The organism is Paenibacillus darwinianus (assembly GCF_000598065.1).
GTDB lineage: Bacteria > Bacillota > Bacilli > Paenibacillales > Paenibacillaceae > Paenibacillus_I > Paenibacillus_I darwinianus.
The window spans coordinates 22,655-39,125 of record NZ_KK082140.1 but is presented as its reverse complement, the minus strand read 5'-3'; the positions used below and the strand labels follow the sequence as shown (position 1 = coordinate 39,125).

Below are 16,471 nucleotides of genomic sequence, written 5' to 3'. Positions count from 1 at the left end.
AGCGTATGCCGATTACTTTTCGGGGGCCCCGAATGAGGGGAGTAAGAACAGGCAATCAGCTCACTTTACATTCGCATCCGGTTTTGAAGGCGCAATGCGCCTTAAGCTTCACCGTTTGGTGGCGATGGCGGAGGGGATCCACGCGTTCCCATCCCGAACACGACCGTTAAGCCCTCCAGCGCCGATGGTACTTGGACCGCAGGGTCCTGGGAGAGTAGGACGTTGCCAAGCACAAACAAACCCGTTAAGACTGCTAACCGCAGCGCTTGACGGGTTTTTTGTCATTTATCTTAAAAATTTGTCTAACCGGCGCGGAACCCATTCAGCCGGGTGCGCATATGCTGTAAAAAAAATTTGAAATGGGCTATGAAACTCCGTATAAACTGGTAGAGTATGTGGCATACTGATAGGTAAGAGATTATTGGTTAAAAGGCGGGATTCGAATGAACGATATCAATGGCACCTGCTGCATCATTTGCGGCCAGTTCAAAGAGACGGGCATCCGCATCGTAAAGGAATTTATATGTGAGGCTTGTGAGTTCGAGATGGTTCGCACGGATGTGAAGGATGAGAAATACCCGTTCTTTGTTCATCAGCTGAAGCAGATCTGGGTTCAGCATAACGCATAACCCGCCGTTCCGCGTAAGGAACGGTTCTTTTTTTTCCGCTTTATCGGTTACAATAGAAAGAAAAGATGAAGGAGCAGAGGGCCAAGGCTATGACACAGTTCCATGCGCCTTTATATAAAGCACTCGTCGACCGTCTTGAAGCCGGGCCTACGAGCTTTCACGTTCCCGGACATAAAAACGGTACACAAGCGGCGGACGCACCCTATGAGCGGTTTCGCGATTTGATGTCCCTGGATGTAACCGAGTTGTCCGATACGGACGATCTGCACCATCCGGAAGGCGTCATTCGCGAAGCGCAGCAATTGGCTGCGGCATGCTTCGGTGCGGACGATACGATGTTCCTCACCGGTGGCAGTACGGCGGGCATTCTGGCGATGGTTCTTGCAGTATGCCGGCCGGGTGATACGATTATTGTGCAGCGCAATGTGCATAAATCGGTTCTGCACGGCCTCATGCTCGCAGGCGCCTATGCCGTTTTTGTAACTCCTCTCACAGACTGGGCAACCGGGTTGGCGACAATCCCCGCATCCCATGATGTCGAGGAAGCGATCCGCCGTTATCCGCATGCAAGGGCGGTTATGTTGGGCACGCCCAACTATTACGGCATGTGCAATGATTTATCTGAATATGCGGGTATAACGCATCGAGCCGGTATACCGCTTCTTGTCGATCAAGCGCATGGCGCACACTTGGGCTTGCACCCAAAGTTTCCGCTGTCGGCTTTGCAATACGGAGCGGATGCGGTCGTTCACTCCACGCACAAGACGCTTCCCGCGCTCACCATGGGCGCGATGCTGCACGTAAAAGGCGATCGCGTTTCGGTAAAGGCGCTTCGTCACGCGCTTGAGATGATTCAGAGCTCGAGCCCCTCTTACCCGATCATGGCCTCTCTCGATATTGCCCGGGCAATGGTAACGGCCGAGGGAGCCCATTTGTTCGAAAAAGGAGTGCTCGCCTCGATCCGATTCCGCGAACAGATGAGGGATCTTGAGGATCTATATACGCTTTTACAGGAAACTGACGATTCTCAGGCGTTCGACAGATTGGATCCGCTACGGATTGTTTTATATGACCGGACGGATACGCTCAGTGGTTTTCAACTGCTTACGCTGTTGTCCGAACGCGGCTGCTGGGCAGAAATGGCGGATGAACGCTACGTGGTCCTTATTTTTGGTATTCGCACATCCGGGCAAGATGCCGATAAACTTTATAGGGCCTTGAAGGATATTGCCGATCAGGCAGGTTTGACAAAAAGAGTGTCCGGTGCCGCAGATAGATACCGTTTGGGTTCTGGACCATCGATCACAAACAGCTTCGATAAAATCGAACGAATAGGCAAACCGTTCTTGCCGGGCAGAACGCTAACGGACGAAAATCAAACCGTGAGCGTCCCTTTACGAGATTCGTTGAACCGAATTGCGGCGGAACCGGTCATTCCTTACCCCCCCGGCATTCCACTGCTGCACGTCGGGGAGGAGATCACCCAGGCGGCGATAGAGTCAATCCGGTCGCTCTCTGCGAAAGGGGCCCGGTTCCAGAATGCTTCCAATGCGGTAATGGACTATGTGAAGGTGATGAAGTCCGATAAATAAATGAAGTCTGGACGGGTTGGAGCGATAGCACGATTTGGAGTTTCCGTTTGCAAAGGGCTATTGTTAACATTAATTGATCACGAAGGAGCAGGACCGTGGGAAATGGATTTTTTATGACTGTTGAGGGTGGAGAGGGAGCAGGCAAAACGACGCTGATCGTTCGATTGGCGGAATGGTTGGCCGAGCAGGGATATGAGGTCGTAATGACTCGGGAGCCGGGGGGCATTCCTATAGCTGAATCGATAAGAGCGATCATTCTGGATAAAGCAAATACGGCGATGGATCCCCGGACGGAGGCGCTGCTGTATGCGGCGGCCCGACGGCAGCATCTTGCCGAGAAGGTGCTGCCCGGCCTGGAACGGGGAGCTGTCGTGCTGTGCGACCGGTTTGTGGACAGCTCCTTGGCTTATCAAGGCTATGCCCGGGGTCTCGGTATAGACGCGGTCTGGGATATAAACCGGTTTGCCGTGGCTGGGACAATGCCGAATCTGACGCTTTATATGGATATCAATCCGGAAATCGGACTTCGCCGCATTCAGGCGGCCAATGAGCGCGAGATCAACCGACTGGACCTGGAAAGCATAACGTTCCATCGGCTCGTGCGGGAAGGCTACAAGCTGCTGCCGCAGCGTTTTCCGGGCAGGATCGTCGAAATTGACGCGGACTCCGATGAGGACACGGTGCTCCGGCAGGCGATACAGGAAACGAGCAGCGCAATTAAAGGTTTTTCACACTTGAATGTCAAATAATATATAATAGAATTATGTAAATACATTGGAGGGGTTATGATGAAGTTAGTCGTCGCCGTTGTGCAGGATAAAGACAGCAACCGTTTGTCGAATGCGCTTGTGAGTGAAGGCTACCGCGCCACGAAGCTGGCGAGTACCGGCGGATTTCTGCGGGCCGGCAACACAACCTTTATGATCGGGATTGAAGATGAACGCGTCTCGGATGTCTTGCAGGTTATCCGCAACAATTGCAAAGTACGTGACCAACTCGTTACTCCCGTATCTCCGATGAGCGGTTCTACCGATTCTTATATGCCTTTCCCTGTTGAAGTGCAGGTCGGCGGCGCCGCAGTGTTCGTACTGCCGGTTGAGCGATTTGAGCATTTCTGACCATTTTGTAACCGGATGTGAAGTTTAATGAAGATCAATCCCGGTTTTCGACCGCTCGGCCAAGACCGAACGCGGGGCGAAGCTTCTGCCCGGCCAGTTCAAGCGAAAAGTTTCGCGGATATTATGGGCGGTCAGGAGCAGCAGCGAACGGAAGAGGAACTGCAGCGGAAGCTGAATGATATTCATAAGCAAGGCGAACGGTTCGCACGGTCAATGACTGTTCGCGAGTTAAAGCTGTATCGCAACATGGTTAAGCAGTTTTTGGAGGATACGGCTCGCCGCGGTATCCGATTGAAGGAAACGAAGGGCTGGGACCGCAGAGGCCGGACGAAACGTTACAAGCTGCTTGAGGAAATCGATGAGAGGCTAGTCTCAATGGTGGACGAGCTGCTTGTGACCGAGCAGGGCCGTATCGCCTTGCTCGGCACGATCGGCGAAATTCGCGGCATGCTCGTCAATCTTTTTTTCTAGCCGAACCGCGGTTTCGATGAACATGTCAGAGAACGGAGAACCGATTGCTATGGGATTTCAGGCTGTTGCCGGACAATCAAAAGCAAAACAAATGCTTCAATCCGCCATACGCCGCAACAGCGTGTCACATGCTTACTTATTCGCCGGACCTCCCGGTACGGGTCGAAAAGCTGCAGCTTTGGCCTTTGCCCAAACGTTGTTTTGTTCATCCGGCGGTGACGATGCCTGCGGACAATGTCTTGCATGTCGAAAGTTCGAACACGGGAATGAGCCGGATTTTCATGTGATTACGCCGGATGGCGCGTCGATAAAGATTGATCAAATCAGAGACTTACAGCGGGAGCTGTCCTACCGTGCGGCCGAAACGAAGCGCAAAATCTATATGATGGAGCATGCGGAGAAAATGACGCCGCAGGCTGCGAACGGTTTGCTGAAGTTTCTCGAGGAACCCAACTCTCCCGTCGTTGCGATTCTCATCACCGACAATCCGCATGCGGTGCTCCCGACCATTCGTTCGAGATCGCAGCAGGTGCCTTTTCTACCGGTCTCTCATCAAGAAATGCTTGAAACCTTGCTAAAGGACGGGCAGCCCGAGTTAGCGGCCCGGGCAGCTGTGCACCTAGCATCGGGCTTGGAAGGCTGCAGGGCGTTAATCCAGCAAGAGGGGTTTGCAGAGACGAGAAATGTAGTGATACAATTAGGAAAGGACAGTCTCGGGCGATTTCCGTCGGCGATCGTGACCGCCGGTCAGTACCTGGCCAAGGGCGGGCTAGGCGAGCGGCCGGAGCAGTTGATCGCATTGCTGTCGTTGTGGTATAAAGACTTGTTGTACGTGCAAGCCGGAAGACGAGACCGTGTGGTGTATATAGATCAGATCGATTGGCTAGGCAAACATGCGTTCACCCGTCCTCCCGAAGCTTGGGTAGCGGCGATTGAGCTGGTGCTGGAGACGGGCAAGCGGATTCGTGCGCATGTGTCGCCTCAGTTGGCCATGGAGCAGTTTTTAGTGAAATTACAGGAGGGCATTGTCCTTGTATAATGTTGTGGGTGTCCGCTTCAAGAAAGCGGGGAAAATCTATTATTTCGATCCGTCGATACATCCCGTTGATAAGGACCAGCATGTCATTGTGGAAACAGCCAGAGGGGTCGAGTACGGCAAAGTGGTGGTCGGTCAGAAGCAGGTAGGCGAATCCGACGTCGTGCTGCCGCTTAAGCGGGTTATCCGGATTGCCAACGATACCGATGCGCGTGTCGTGGAAGAGAACAAGACGGCGGCGAAGAATGCATTTTCGACCTGTATGGAGAAGATCCGCGACCACCAGTTGCGGATGAAGCTCGTCGATGTCGAATTCACATTTGACCGCAACAAGATCATTTTTTACTTCACCGCTGAAGGCCGCGTCGATTTCCGCGAGCTGGTGAAGGACTTGGCCAGCGTATTTCGAACACGTATCGAGCTTCGGCAAATCGGTGTTCGGGACGAAGCGAAGATGCTGGGCGGCATCGGACCGTGCGGACGCATACTCTGCTGTTCGTCATGGCTCGGCGACTTCGAACCGGTATCGATCAAGATGGCGAAGGATCAGAATTTATCACTTAACCCGACCAAGATATCGGGATTGTGCGGCAGGCTGATGTGCTGCTTGAAGTATGAGCATGATAATTACGAAAGCGTGCGCGAGGAGCTGCCTGCGGTCGGCAAAATCGTCGTCACCTCTTACGGCGAAGGGAAAGTTACAGGCATCAATGCAGCCGCCAGAACGGTTTATGTCGCGCTGTTTGAACTGGGCGGCAAACCGAAGGAGCTGCCGCTGGACGATTGTGTAGTAAAATAACGGGCGAGACGTTTCGTGCATCTCTGGGGTGGGAAATTGGAGAACAAGGATCTTTTCACGCAGATGGGCAAGCTGGAGACAGGCATGAGTGCATTACTCGGCGAGATCGGCGACATGAAGCAGCAGATCAAATCGCTCCTCGAGGAGAATAAGCGGCTCAGTATTGAGAATCAGCAGCTCCGCAAGTTGTTCAAACGGGAAGCCGCGGGACATCCGCCGGAAGTGAAACAGAATGCCGAAGGGTCTGCCATAATCGACCCTGAATCGTATCCCTATCCGCTGCAGCCGCCGGTCGGGGAAGGCTACGACAATCTGGCGCGCCTGTATCACGAAGGATTTCATATTTGCAACGTATATTACGGCCACTTGAGGACCGAGGGGGACTGCTTGTTCTGCCTGTCGTTTCTCAACAAATAAGACGAGAGGAGGACCCCCGCAGGGGTCCTCTTTTGCAGAGCGGAAAAAGCGGCGGATAAGGAGAATGAGCGTTGTCGGATAACGATGAATTGTTACTGTCCAGTGAAAGGCTGGATGATTTGCTCACACACGACTTGAAAATTATTCAAAGCCCGGAGGTTTTCAGCTTCTCAATGGATGCGGTGCTGCTTGCCCGTTTCGCTTCAGTACCCGCAAAGGGAAAGGTACTGGATTTGTGTACCGGCAACGGCGTCGTTCCTTTACTGCTTTCCACACGGACAAAGGCGACAATTGACGGAGTCGAAATCCAATCTCGTCTGGCAGATATGGCCAAGAGAAGCGTCAGATTGAACGGGCTGCATGCACGGGTAACCATATATGAAGGAGACCTGCGAACCTTTCATCAGCAAAGCGGATACGGCGGTTACGATACCGTTACCGTTAACCCGCCTTATCTCCCGATGGGGGGCGGCGACCGCAATGCCAATAAGCATATGGAAGCGGCCCGGCATGAGATGCACGGCACGCTCGACGAGATCGTGACCGCATGTGCCAGACTTGTAAAATCGGGCGGAAAGGTCGCTATGGTGCATCGTCCTTCCCGGTTGATCGAGATCATCAATTCGTTCACGCGTGCGAAGCTGGAACCGAAGCGCATTCGACTCGTTCATCCGTACGCGGAAGCGGAAGCGAATATGGTGCTCATCGAAGCGATGCGGGATGCGAAGCCGGACGTGAAAGTATTACCTCCGTTAATCGTCTATAATAGTAAGAAGGAATACAACGCGGAGCTCATGCACATCTACTATGGTGATACACGGGCGGGAAAGAAGGAATCGTAACGGATGACGATACAGGTACAGAAAAGCTTCGGCGGCAGAGCCGCTTCGATGGGACAAGGAACGTTATTTTTGGTCGGTACACCCATCGGCAATCTTGAGGATATGAGTTTTCGGGCGATTCGCACGCTGCGGGAGGCCGATCTTATCGCGGCCGAAGATACGCGGCAAACCCGCAAACTATTGACACATTTTGAAATCGCAACAAAGCTCGTCAGTTATCATGAGCATAATAAAGCCGCCAGCGGTCCGGAGCTGATCAGGCTGCTGAAGGAAGGAAGCTCTATCGCGCTGGTCAGCGATGCAGGTCTGCCCGCCATATCCGATCCGGGCGCGGATCTCGTTCGCGATGCGGCTGCCTTTGACATACCGGTAGTGGCTATACCCGGACCGAATGCGGCATTATCGGCGCTGATCGTATCCGGATTGCCGACCGAGCGGTTTCAGTTCGCCGGTTTTCCGCCTCGTGAGCGCAAGGTTCTGCTCCGTTGGCTCGAAGAGTTGAAAGCGTGTACGGAAACACTGCTATTTTACGAGGCCCCGCACCGGATCGCAAAAACGCTGCGCGCCATGCTCGACGTATGGGGGGACCGGCGAATTGCGCTCGTCCGGGAATTGACGAAGCGGCATGAAGAGACGGCGCGCGGGACGATCACCGAAGCGCTGGAACTGTTGGAGCTGCACCCGCCGTTGGGTGAATATTGTTTAGTTGTCCACGGGGCGGATCCATTGGCTACGCGCAGCAACGGTCTGTCCGAAACCCGATGGTGGGAGGATCTGACCATAACGGAGCACGTGCGCCATTACGAATCTGAGTCGGGGGATCGGAAAGAGGCGATGAAGCGGGCGGCGTCGGACCGGGAAGTACCCAAGCGGGATATTTACAATGCGTACATAACGGAAGCAGCGGAGAAGGACGAGTCCGAATCGGAGGAGTAATGGACGGGGTGGACCGGCTGCAGAGGTGAAAAAGGGCAAAAAAAGGCCTTCCAGGCCGGGTTCTAGCACAGGAAGGCAATAAGGAGTATAAAAAAGGTTAGAATTAACTTGGCAAGATGGATGTTTCTATTATAACCTATATTTCGGAATTTGATAACCTATTTCTTTGCGGGTAAGATCAATTTCCGCGAAACATTTTCCAATTATTTGGTAACCGGTGTCGGCAGTTCCGAAATGCATTCATTACAGACAATTTTGCCCTTGAAATAAGTGACATTTTCAGCGTTGCCGCAGAAAATGCAAGCAGGCTCATATTTTTTGAGCATAATGCGCTCGCCATCCACGTAAATTTCCAGAGCGTCCTTCTCTCCAATGCCGAGCGTGCGGCGCAATTCAATCGGAATGACGACACGACCCAATTCATCCACTTTACGTACAATACCGGTAGATTTCATCATTATCTATCTTTCCCCTCTCAACTATAGTTTCTACAAATTTCGACAAAGTTTTACTTTTTTCTATTGATCATCGTACCAACCATTCCCATAATAGTCAACTGCAATTCAAGGAATTTAATTTCTTTTAACATCCAGTTTGCTATAAAAATGGGGGGGTATCAAAGTTTAAATCAAGTAAAACGAAATAAAACTTTGGAAATAAAAATACGACATTTTTCGACAAATTGCACGGATTTTCAAACATGAATGTCGATAAAATAATCCCGATGAAGAGGTGATGGGCGATGGGCGTGCGTTACGATTTGGCTGAAGAAAAAGTATTTAAAGATCCCGTTCATAAGTACATCTATGTGCAGGATCGGACGATCTGGAATTTGATCAACACGAAGGAATTTCAGCGCCTCCGCCGGATCCGCCAGCTCGGCACTTCTTATTTGACGTTCCATGGCGCGGAGCACAGCCGTTTCTCGCATTCGCTCGGCGTATACGAAATTACACGCAAAATCATCTCGCAATTCGAGCGAAGCCGGTATGCCGATTGGCCAGAGGAGGAACGCCTTTTATGCCTGTGCGCATCCCTTCTGCACGATGTCGGGCACGGCCCCTTTTCTCATTCGATTGAAGATGTTTTCGACATGCATCATGAAGCGTGGACGTGCCGTATTATATTAGAAGAAACAGAAGTGAACAGCGTCTTGCGAACGGTATCTCCGGACTTCCCCGAGAAGGTTGCATCGGTTATTTGCAAGACCTACGACAAGCCGATTGTCATCAGCCTGATTTCCAGCCAAATGGATGCCGACCGGATGGATTATTTGTTGCGGGACGCATACTATACGGGCGTCAACTACGGCACGTTCGATCTGGATCGTATCCTTCGGGTGCTGAGGCCTTATCAAGGGCGTATTGTCGTGAAGGAAAGCGGCATGCACGCTGTTGAGGACTATCTGATGTCCCGTTACCAAATGTATTGGCAGGTATATTTCCATCCGGTGACCCGGAGTTCGGAAATCATACTTCGCCAAATCTTTCGAAGAGCGAAAGAGCTTTATACGCACGGTTATGCTTTTTTGTCGAAAATGCCCGATGCTCTCGTTGCCTTATTCGCGGGGACACTTGACGTCAACGGCTATTACCGGCTGGATGAAGCGCTCGTTCAGACGGTATTCATGCAATGGACCGAGGAACCGGACGAGCTGCTTGCGGAGCTCTGCCGCCGCTTCCTTCACCGCAGGTTATATCAATACATCACAATGGACCAGCGGGATGAGGCGCTATGGACACGAATTCGTCACGCTTTCGGCGCCGCTGGCCTTCACCCCGAATACCATCTGGAGGTTGATTACCCGTTTGATCTTCCGTATCATGTATACCGGCCTGGAACGACCGACTTGGAAGATAAGCCGCCTATTCTGCTGCTCGGCGACCAGGACAAGCTGGAGGATATCTCCGTCAAGTCCGATATCATCCGCTCCATCGCCGGGTTACACAGAGGCAAGTTTCACCTGTATTACCCCGAAGAGACGCTGGCGAAACAAAAATATTATTTCGACAGTGAAATTCGACAGCTTTTCGGGCTTTGACGCGCGTATGCGCAGGAAAGGAGACATTTTACGCACATGCTTATCGACACTCATACACACTTGGACTCTCCTAAATTCGACAACGACCGTGAAGCGGTTATTGCCCGAGCCGTTGAGGCCGGTGTAGGCAATATGATCAATATCGGCTTCGACCGCGAGACGATTCCTACAACGATGGCGCTGGCCGAACGGTATGATTTCATTTACGCTGCCGTAGGCTGGCATCCCGTGGACAGTATCGAAATGCGGGAGGACGATCTTGCATGGATAGAGGAGCTTTGCAAACATGACAAAGTTGTGGCGATCGGGGAGATCGGGTTGGATTACCACTGGGATACTTCTCCGAAAGAGGTGCAGCAGCGCGTGTTCCGTGAACAAATACGATTGGCGAGGAGAATCGGCAAGCCGATTGTGATCCATAACCGAGACGCGCACGATGATGTCGTGAGAATTTTGCGGGAGGAGCGAGCATCCGAAGTCGGGGGAGTCATGCATTGCTTCTCGGGAAGTTGGGAAACGGCGAAGCAGTGTCTGGATATGAACTTCTATATTTCGTTCGGCGGACCGATTACATTCAAAAATGCCAGGGTGCCGAAGGAGGTTCTTGCCAAAGTGCCGCTTGACCGAATTTTGGTTGAAACGGATGCGCCTTATCTGTCTCCCGACCCCTATAGAGGCAAACGAAATGAGTCCGGTTACGTCGTTCATGTGGCAGAAGCGGCTTCGCAAATACTGGGAATAAACCGGACGGAATTCGAAGCGATTACTACTGAAAATGCCAAAAACTGTTTCGGGCTTCGGCAATTTAACGTATGAACGGGAGAATGAAGGACATATCCGGTGAAAAAAGTAGTCTTTTTCCATGATATCGCCGCTTTTTTGCGGGATTTTACGGAAATAAGCTTTATATCGTCTTTAAAGCGTTCTTTACAATGTAGGTCTAAAGGCGGTATGATTTTTCTCAGAGCTTGATAATGTATCCCATTTCCAGATCGCTTAATCTCCATTCGGAGAGCGGGGGAACCGATACAGCGCTACGCTAACCCACAGCGGACACGTTGTAATTGAATTCTTCTTGGGGTGAATTATCGTGACGACCCACAACTAGGGTCCGAGCGAAATAGGGCAACTCTCATGCCCGAACCCGACAGCTAACCTCGTAAGCGTACATAGAGAGGTCGTCTCGTGCATCCACATTTCCCAATGTGAATCTATGTCTTCTGCGGAAGCCACGAAGGATCCTCTGTCGTTGGCTTCTTTTATTTTGCGAATATCGCAGAATGCCTCGACATAGGGTTACAGGGGAGGTGGACGGAACGGGCGTATCTCTGGGGCAGGGCATGCGTGCTTTCTGCGCATGAAAAAACAATAGTCGCGTCATATGTAATCATGCATCACTTTAGGACGGCGGGGCTATGAAGGAGGACCGAAGAAGTGGGTATGTTCCGGGTATTGGAATCCCATGGGCAACGATCATCCAGCATGACTTTCGCGTTGCGATGGAAGCATGGGAACTTGCGTTTGATTTTGCTTAGCGCTATTATCTCAATCGCTATGACTTTCATGTTTTTGGTGTTGTTGTACGGAACGGCTGACAAAAGCGTCTCCGTAGTATTGAATGGACAAGAAACCGTTGTGACAACCAAACAATGGTCCCTTCAACGCCTACTGGATGAACAAGCCATCACGTTAGGACCGGATGATAAGGTATCGATGCCGTTGAATGCAGCCGTCAAGGATGGGGATCGCATCGTTGTCGATCAAGCGGTGCAGGTGACGGTGAAGGCCGATGGAAAGCTAAAAACGTTCTACACGACAAGAAAAACAGTGGGAGCGGCAATCGGGCAAACCGATATTGAAATTCGTGCGCAGGATAAGGTTTATCCTTCCCTGAATACGAAGCTCGAGGGCAATACGAAGATTACGGTAGTGCGGGTCGACAAGCATATAACGGAGACCGAGGAAGCAATGCCGTTCACGATTGTGAAGAAAATGGATCCGAATCTGGAGACCGGCAAAACCCTGGTCGTTCAACAAGGTCAGCAAGGCCTTATCGTCAAAAAGTTCGAGAAGACGTTCGCGGACGGCATGCTGGTGCAAACCAGGCTGCTCACAAAGTTTATGGAGACGTCCAAACGGGATAAGATTGTGGCTGTCGGTACGAAGAAACCGAAGGCTGATGTTGTAGTTTTGTCGGCAAAATCGCCTGAAACGGCAACCGTCTCCAAAGGGGGCGCGTCGTTCAATGCGAAGAAGGTACTGAAGAACGTGACGTTGACTGCCTATACGGCGGGAGTGGAATCGACCGGAAAGGGTAAAGGCCATCCCGAATACGGCATTACCGCATCCGGCGCGAAGGTGAAAGAAGGCCGTACGATTGCCGTTGATCCGAAGGTCATTCCGATCGGCTGGTGGGTATACATCGAGGGCATCGGCTTCCGCCGTGCGGAGGATACCGGCAGCGCGGTCAAAGGCAATAAGATCGACGTGTATTACGACAGCCAGAAGTATGCGATGAAGTTCGGTAAGAAAAAGGGATTTACGGTATACGTGTTAGGTCCGAACAAGCCGAGCGCGGTTTAACCGAGGCTGTGAGCCGTTCGATAAGTCGTGATTAATCCTATGAGTCATACGGGATTTTATGCCTGTCCTGACCTCTATTTGCAGCCGCTCTTTTTGGGCGGCTTCGGTAGAGGTTTTTGTCTTGTTAGCCATGTATATCATTAGACGATCATGGTCACCCTTAGGTTTGCATCGGAGCGGCGCTTCGGGAAAGGAAAGTTAGCAATGCTCAAAGAAATTGTTGTTGTTGAGGGAAAGGACGATACCGCGGCGATCAAAAGAGCCGTCGAAGCGGACACGATTGAGACGGGCGGATCGGCGGTTGGGGAAGAGGTGCTTCGGCGAATTGAACTCGCGGCCGTGCGAAGAGGCGTCATTATTTTCACCGACCCGGATCATGCAGGCGAACGGATTCGGCGGATTGTGGCAGCCCGTGTGCCTGGCTGCAAGCATGCCTTTCTTCCCCAGGAGGAAGCCACGTACAAAGGTGACATCGGTATCGAGAATGCGGCGCCCGAAGCGATCAGGCGGGCATTGGCTTCGGTGCGTACCGAGACGGTCTCTGAAGACGAGAGTGAGGTGTCCTGGGACGATATGATGGCCGCAGGGCTGATCGTCCACCCGGATGCGGCGGCGCGCCGGCTTGCTCTTGGCAAGCTGCTCGGGATCGGCTATGCGAACGGCAAGCAGTTTCATAAACGGTGCAAGGTGTTCCGCATTTCCAAGGAGGAGTTCGGACAAGCGCTGATTGCCATGGAAGCGGGCAAGGAGAGAGAGGAGGCGAACCATGACGGATGAGCAGCGCAGAGCGGCGGGCCCGGAGGTTTCCTCCCCGAAGCGGACGAAGGATATCATTGCAAAATACGGATTTCAATTCAAGAAAAGTCTTGGCCAAAACTTTCTGATCGACAGCAACATTCTCGGCAAAATCGTCGACGCCGCCCAGCTGGATAAAAGCAAGGGGGCATTGGAGATCGGGCCGGGCATCGGCGCGCTCACCGAGCGACTGGCCCAAACGGCGGGCATCGTTACGGCCGTTGAAATCGATCAGCGCCTGATCCCGATACTGCGGGAGGTGCTCGCGCCGTATGAGAATATAGGCATCGTCCATGGGGACGTGCTTAAGCTTGATCTAAAGGCGCTGATTGCGGAGAGGTACAACGCGACGGATCGAATCAGCGTTGTCGCGAATCTTCCTTATTATGTAACGACGCCGATCCTGATGAAGCTGCTTGAGGAACGGCTGCCGCTAGAACATATCGTGGTTATGATCCAGAAAGAGGTTGCGGAACGGATGGCTGCGAAGCCAGGCGGCAAGGAATACGGGAGCCTGAGTATCGCCGTGCAGTACTATTGCGAGCCGCAAATCGTATGCACCGTGCCGCACACCGTATTCATACCGCAGCCGAACGTCGACTCGGCGGTTATTAAGCTGACGCTGCGCGATCGTCCGCCTGTCGAGGTCGAAGATGAAGCGCATTTTTTCCGAATTGTGCAGGCGTCGTTCGCCCAACGCCGGAAGACGCTCGCCAATAATCTGTCCTCGCTATTCGGCAAGGAACACCGGGAAGAGACGGCAGAGCTGCTTCGGGCATGCAATGTCGATCCCGGACGACGGGGCGAGACGCTGTCGCTCGCCGAATATGCTTGCATCAGCAATGCGCTGCTTGCCAAAGGCTGGCCGATATGATCGGCCGGCCTTTCGTTTGTGCCGTGAATGTTCACCATCGGTTCCGTTGTTCCATAGGATAGACGTAGAGGTGATTTGCCCATGAGACAAGGGGACTTTGTCGTGCGTAAATCTTACGGCGGCGACGTATTGTTCCGGATCGACGCATTCGGGCGGCATTCGGCGATTCTCAAAGGTACGGATTACCGGCTGTTGGCGGATGCGCCGTTCTCCGATCTGGAAGTCGTCGAGGACCCGGAGTCTACCGGCGCCGTTCGGGCAGTGCGGGTGAAGGAGCATGAAACGATGCGGCGTTTCCAACAGCAATCCGAGCGGCCGGACGAGGATTGGGGCGACGAATCGCCAGGAAGGGGCGCGCCGCCTACTGCCGATATGTACTTTGAGATACCAGGCAGGGTGCTGCATTTGGACGGCGACGGCTTGTACATGCGTAAAAGCATGCAGCTGTACGGCCAGCTTCGCGTGCCCGCACACGGTGTACATGCGCATGAATCCCAAATGCCGGACTTGCTGCGCCGACTGCTTCCCCGGGTTCAACCGGATATCGTTGTCATCACCGGCCATGACGGCGTGCTGAAAAACCCGCCCGGCAGCGGCGGCTATACGGCGCAGCGGTCACAGGAAGGGCCGCAGCATCTCAGCAGCTATAAAAATTCACTCAATTTCGTCAATGCGGTGCGCGTTGCGCGCGAATATGACCGGAACCGTGACAGTCTGATCGTGGTAGCCGGCGCCTGCCAATCCCATTTTGAAGCGCTTCTGCAGGCCGGCGCTAATTTTGCCAGCTCGCCCGGCCGCATTTTGATCCATGCGTTGGATCCGGTTTATATTGCCGTGAAGGCCAGTCAGACATCGATTCGCGATACGATCAGCCTGGCCGACATCGTACGGGGAACGATCAGCGGGGCGGACGGAGTCGGGGGGATTGAAACGATGGGGAAACACCGCATTGGCCTGCCCAGACCGAAAGCGATGCCGAAAGCGATCCAAAATTAATCATAAAGCGGCAGGAATGGCTGAACGGCCTTTAAAAGAGGAAAAAATCCCGTTGACAAATTCTTTACTTGGTTGTTATAATTATTGATTTATTTGACACGACCCCTCATTTTCGGTATAATGGACAAGGAAAGAGGTGGTAGTGGACAATGGCAAAAAATGCGCTGTTGGAAATCAAACGGAGCTTGGAAGCACACGTCGGATCCAAAATTTGTCTTCGGGCTAACGGCGGCCGTCGGAAGACCATTGAGCGTACCGGTGTGTTGGAAGAAATCTACCCATCTGTTTTCATTGTCAAACTCGATCAGGAACAGCACGCGTTCAAGCGTGTTTCTTACAGTTATGCGGATATATTAACCGAGTCGGTGGAAGTTACGGTTGTCGGCGACGACGGGCATGTCCGAATCACGTATATTCAGCACTGAAGCCATGCCGCATGGACGGTAACGAGGCGGCGCATACTAAGCGGGACGACTTCAAGCATGACTTATGCCGGAAGGAGGACCTAGGATGAGCCGCAGAAGACGATCGATCATGTCAGAAAGCTTCAAGAACGAGCTGGCCCAGGACCTCGGTTTTTACGATACCGTGAAGACGGAGGGCTGGGGCGGCATACGGGCGAGGGATGCGGGCAATATGGTCAAGCGGGCCATTCAATTGGCCGAGCAATCGGCGGCCAACCGCCACAACCGGCCGTAACCGAATAACACAGTCTGACCCTGAGACGACCGATGCGTTCTTCGAACGCATCGGTCGTTTTGCGTATGGGGGCGGGATCTGTGTCATTTTCGCATTTGGGCGGGCGCATGGTATAATATGAAATATTTGAATGAAATGCAATTCTAGTCGTATAGCGAGCAGGTGAGCGATATGAGGGTGTATGAGAAAGCGCCGGCCAAAATCAACCTATTACTGGATGTGTTGCATAAGCGGAATGACGGCTTTCATGAGGTTGAGATGATCATGACGATGGTTGACCTGGCCGATCGTCTGACGATGGAAGAGCTGCCGAGGGATACGATTATCATATCAAGCCAAGCCGGTTATATTCCGCTGGACGAGAAGAACCTGGCTTTTCAAGCCGCCAGGCTGATTAAGGATCGATATGACGTCCGCAAGGGCGTCTACATACATTTGGACAAGCATATCCCGGTCGCGGCCGGGCTGGCGGGAGGAAGCAGCGATGCGGCTGCGGCGCTGCGAGGTCTGAATCGGCTCTGGGGGCTCAACATCTCCAAGGAGGAGCTCGCGCGGCTGGGCGCGGAACTCGGCTCCGACGTGCCGTTCTGCGTGACCGGCGGCACGGCGGTGGCCCGCGGCCGGGGAGAGTGGCTGGAGCCGA

The 16,471-nt window shown here is 52.8% G+C and carries 20 protein-coding genes, 1 rRNA gene and 1 riboswitch; of the genes, 20 read left to right on the top strand and 1 reads right to left on the bottom strand.

Annotation, left to right across the window (positions count from 1 at the left end):
* Nucleotides 1–114: 114 nt before the first annotated feature.
* The 11 genes from rrf (at nt 115) to rsmI (ending at nt 7,840) form a co-directional block, all read left to right on the top strand.
* A 5S ribosomal RNA gene (gene rrf / locus BG52_RS04680) occupies nt 115–231 on the top strand.
* Nucleotides 232–443: 212 nt separating this feature from the next.
* Nucleotides 444–629: a sigma factor G inhibitor Gin gene (locus BG52_RS04675; RefSeq protein ID WP_036584322.1), complete on the top strand. Its 186-nt coding sequence runs from the start codon at nt 444–446 to the stop codon at nt 627–629.
* Between the two features lie 89 nt (nt 630–718).
* Nucleotides 719–2,221: an aminotransferase class I/II-fold pyridoxal phosphate-dependent enzyme gene (locus tag BG52_RS04670; protein WP_036584319.1), complete on the top strand. Its 1,503-nt coding sequence runs from the start codon at nt 719–721 to the stop codon at nt 2,219–2,221.
* A 95-nt stretch (nt 2,222–2,316) separates the two neighbouring features.
* Nucleotides 2,317–2,970 carry a dTMP kinase gene (gene tmk, locus BG52_RS04665; protein ID WP_144340734.1) on the top strand — a complete coding sequence of 218 codons (654 nt, stop codon included), beginning with the start codon at nt 2,317–2,319 and terminating at the stop codon, nt 2,968–2,970.
* A 39-nt stretch (nt 2,971–3,009) separates the two neighbouring features.
* A complete protein-coding gene (locus tag BG52_RS04660) occupies nt 3,010–3,339 on the top strand; it encodes a cyclic-di-AMP receptor (RefSeq protein WP_036584316.1) in 330 nt (109 codons plus the stop codon).
* 27 nt (nt 3,340–3,366) lie between these two features.
* Nucleotides 3,367–3,810, top strand: a complete 444-nt coding sequence (locus BG52_RS04655) for a YaaR family protein (protein WP_036584313.1) — start codon at nt 3,367–3,369, stop codon at nt 3,808–3,810.
* A 16-nt stretch (nt 3,811–3,826) separates the two neighbouring features.
* Nucleotides 3,827–4,849 carry a DNA polymerase III subunit delta' gene (gene holB, locus BG52_RS04650; protein WP_317628076.1) on the top strand — a complete coding sequence of 341 codons (1,023 nt, stop codon included), beginning with the start codon at nt 3,827–3,829 and terminating at the stop codon, nt 4,847–4,849.
* On the top strand, nt 4,842–5,645 hold the full coding sequence (locus BG52_RS04645) for a PSP1 domain-containing protein (RefSeq protein ID WP_036584310.1): 804 nt from the start codon (nt 4,842–4,844) through the stop codon (nt 5,643–5,645). Before holB ends, BG52_RS04645 begins: the two co-directional genes overlap by 8 nt.
* Nucleotides 5,646–5,681: 36 nt before the next feature.
* Nucleotides 5,682–6,062 carry an initiation-control protein YabA gene (locus BG52_RS04640; protein ID WP_036584307.1) on the top strand — a complete coding sequence of 127 codons (381 nt, stop codon included), beginning with the start codon at nt 5,682–5,684 and terminating at the stop codon, nt 6,060–6,062.
* A gap of 71 nt (nt 6,063–6,133) precedes the next feature.
* On the top strand, nt 6,134–6,904 hold the full coding sequence (locus BG52_RS04635) for a tRNA1(Val) (adenine(37)-N6)-methyltransferase (protein ID WP_036584305.1): 771 nt from the start codon (nt 6,134–6,136) through the stop codon (nt 6,902–6,904).
* Nucleotides 6,905–6,907: 3 nt separating this feature from the next.
* On the top strand, nt 6,908–7,840 hold the full coding sequence (gene rsmI / locus BG52_RS04630; RefSeq protein WP_190287464.1) for a 16S rRNA (cytidine(1402)-2'-O)-methyltransferase: 933 nt from the start codon (nt 6,908–6,910) through the stop codon (nt 7,838–7,840).
* Nucleotides 7,841–8,043: 203 nt separating this feature from the next.
* Here the strand turns inward: rsmI and BG52_RS04625 are convergent, their stop codons facing one another.
* A complete protein-coding gene (locus BG52_RS04625; RefSeq protein ID WP_036584303.1) occupies nt 8,044–8,298 on the bottom strand; it encodes an AbrB/MazE/SpoVT family DNA-binding domain-containing protein in 255 nt (84 codons plus the stop codon).
* A 284-nt stretch (nt 8,299–8,582) separates the two neighbouring features.
* Here BG52_RS04625 and BG52_RS04620 point away from each other — a divergent pair, with 284 nt between their 5' ends.
* The 9 genes from BG52_RS04620 to ispE form a co-directional block, all read left to right on the top strand.
* Nucleotides 8,583–9,881, top strand: coding sequence for an HD domain-containing protein (locus BG52_RS04620; RefSeq protein ID WP_036584300.1), 1,299 nt, complete (start codon nt 8,583–8,585; stop codon nt 9,879–9,881).
* Between the two features lie 36 nt (nt 9,882–9,917).
* Nucleotides 9,918–10,697, top strand: coding sequence for a TatD family hydrolase (locus tag BG52_RS04615; protein ID WP_036584299.1), 780 nt, complete (start codon nt 9,918–9,920; stop codon nt 10,695–10,697).
* Nucleotides 10,698–10,864: 167 nt separating this feature from the next.
* Nucleotides 10,865–11,063: riboswitch (cyclic di-AMP (ydaO/yuaA leader) on the top strand.
* Nucleotides 11,064–11,315: 252 nt separating this feature from the next.
* Entirely contained in the window at nt 11,316–12,464 is a 1,149-nt protein-coding gene (locus BG52_RS04610; protein ID WP_223298918.1) for a 3D domain-containing protein, read from the top strand.
* 204 nt (nt 12,465–12,668) lie between these two features.
* On the top strand, nt 12,669–13,241 hold the full coding sequence (gene rnmV / locus BG52_RS04605) for a ribonuclease M5 (protein WP_036584295.1): 573 nt from the start codon (nt 12,669–12,671) through the stop codon (nt 13,239–13,241).
* A complete protein-coding gene (rsmA, locus tag BG52_RS04600) occupies nt 13,231–14,133 on the top strand; it encodes a 16S rRNA (adenine(1518)-N(6)/adenine(1519)-N(6))-dimethyltransferase RsmA (RefSeq protein WP_036584293.1) in 903 nt (300 codons plus the stop codon). Before rnmV ends, rsmA begins: the two co-directional genes overlap by 11 nt.
* A gap of 81 nt (nt 14,134–14,214) precedes the next feature.
* Entirely contained in the window at nt 14,215–15,129 is a 915-nt protein-coding gene (yabG, locus tag BG52_RS04595) for a sporulation peptidase YabG (protein WP_036584291.1), read from the top strand.
* 149 nt (nt 15,130–15,278) lie between these two features.
* Nucleotides 15,279–15,554: a biofilm formation stimulator Veg gene (gene veg, locus BG52_RS04590; protein ID WP_036584289.1), complete on the top strand. Its 276-nt coding sequence runs from the start codon at nt 15,279–15,281 to the stop codon at nt 15,552–15,554.
* A gap of 85 nt (nt 15,555–15,639) precedes the next feature.
* On the top strand, nt 15,640–15,828 hold the full coding sequence (locus tag BG52_RS04585; RefSeq protein ID WP_036584093.1) for a small, acid-soluble spore protein, alpha/beta type: 189 nt from the start codon (nt 15,640–15,642) through the stop codon (nt 15,826–15,828).
* 171 nt (nt 15,829–15,999) lie between these two features.
* The coding region (gene ispE, locus BG52_RS04580) for a 4-(cytidine 5'-diphospho)-2-C-methyl-D-erythritol kinase (protein WP_036584109.1) at nt 16,000–16,471 on the top strand (472 nt) is incomplete at its 3' end.

Excerpts from the sequence above, each read along its gene's own strand:
- BG52_RS04655 (WP_036584313.1), top strand. The coding sequence starts at position 3,367 with ATGAAGATCAATCCCGGTTTTCGACCGCTCGGCCAAGACCGAACGCGG.
- BG52_RS04670 (WP_036584319.1), top strand. The coding sequence starts at position 719 with ATGACACAGTTCCATGCGCCTTTATATAAAGCACTCGTCGACCGTCTT.
- rsmI (WP_190287464.1), top strand. The coding sequence starts at position 6,908 with ATGACGATACAGGTACAGAAAAGCTTCGGCGGCAGAGCCGCTTCGATG.
- BG52_RS04585 (WP_036584093.1), top strand. The coding sequence starts at position 15,640 with ATGAGCCGCAGAAGACGATCGATCATGTCAGAAAGCTTCAAGAACGAG.
- BG52_RS04620 (WP_036584300.1), top strand. The coding sequence starts at position 8,583 with ATGGGCGTGCGTTACGATTTGGCTGAAGAAAAAGTATTTAAAGATCCC.
- BG52_RS04675 (WP_036584322.1), top strand. The coding sequence starts at position 444 with ATGAACGATATCAATGGCACCTGCTGCATCATTTGCGGCCAGTTCAAA.
- veg (WP_036584289.1), top strand. The coding sequence starts at position 15,279 with ATGGCAAAAAATGCGCTGTTGGAAATCAAACGGAGCTTGGAAGCACAC.
- holB (WP_317628076.1), top strand. The coding sequence starts at position 3,827 with ATGAACATGTCAGAGAACGGAGAACCGATTGCTATGGGATTTCAGGCT.
- rnmV (WP_036584295.1), top strand. The coding sequence starts at position 12,669 with ATGCTCAAAGAAATTGTTGTTGTTGAGGGAAAGGACGATACCGCGGCG.
- BG52_RS04625 (WP_036584303.1), bottom strand. The coding sequence starts at position 8,298 with ATGATGAAATCTACCGGTATTGTACGTAAAGTGGATGAATTGGGTCGT.
- yabG (WP_036584291.1), top strand. The coding sequence starts at position 14,215 with ATGAGACAAGGGGACTTTGTCGTGCGTAAATCTTACGGCGGCGACGTA.
- BG52_RS04615 (WP_036584299.1), top strand. The coding sequence starts at position 9,918 with ATGCTTATCGACACTCATACACACTTGGACTCTCCTAAATTCGACAAC.
- rsmA (WP_036584293.1), top strand. The coding sequence starts at position 13,231 with ATGACGGATGAGCAGCGCAGAGCGGCGGGCCCGGAGGTTTCCTCCCCG.
- BG52_RS04660 (WP_036584316.1), top strand. The coding sequence starts at position 3,010 with ATGAAGTTAGTCGTCGCCGTTGTGCAGGATAAAGACAGCAACCGTTTG.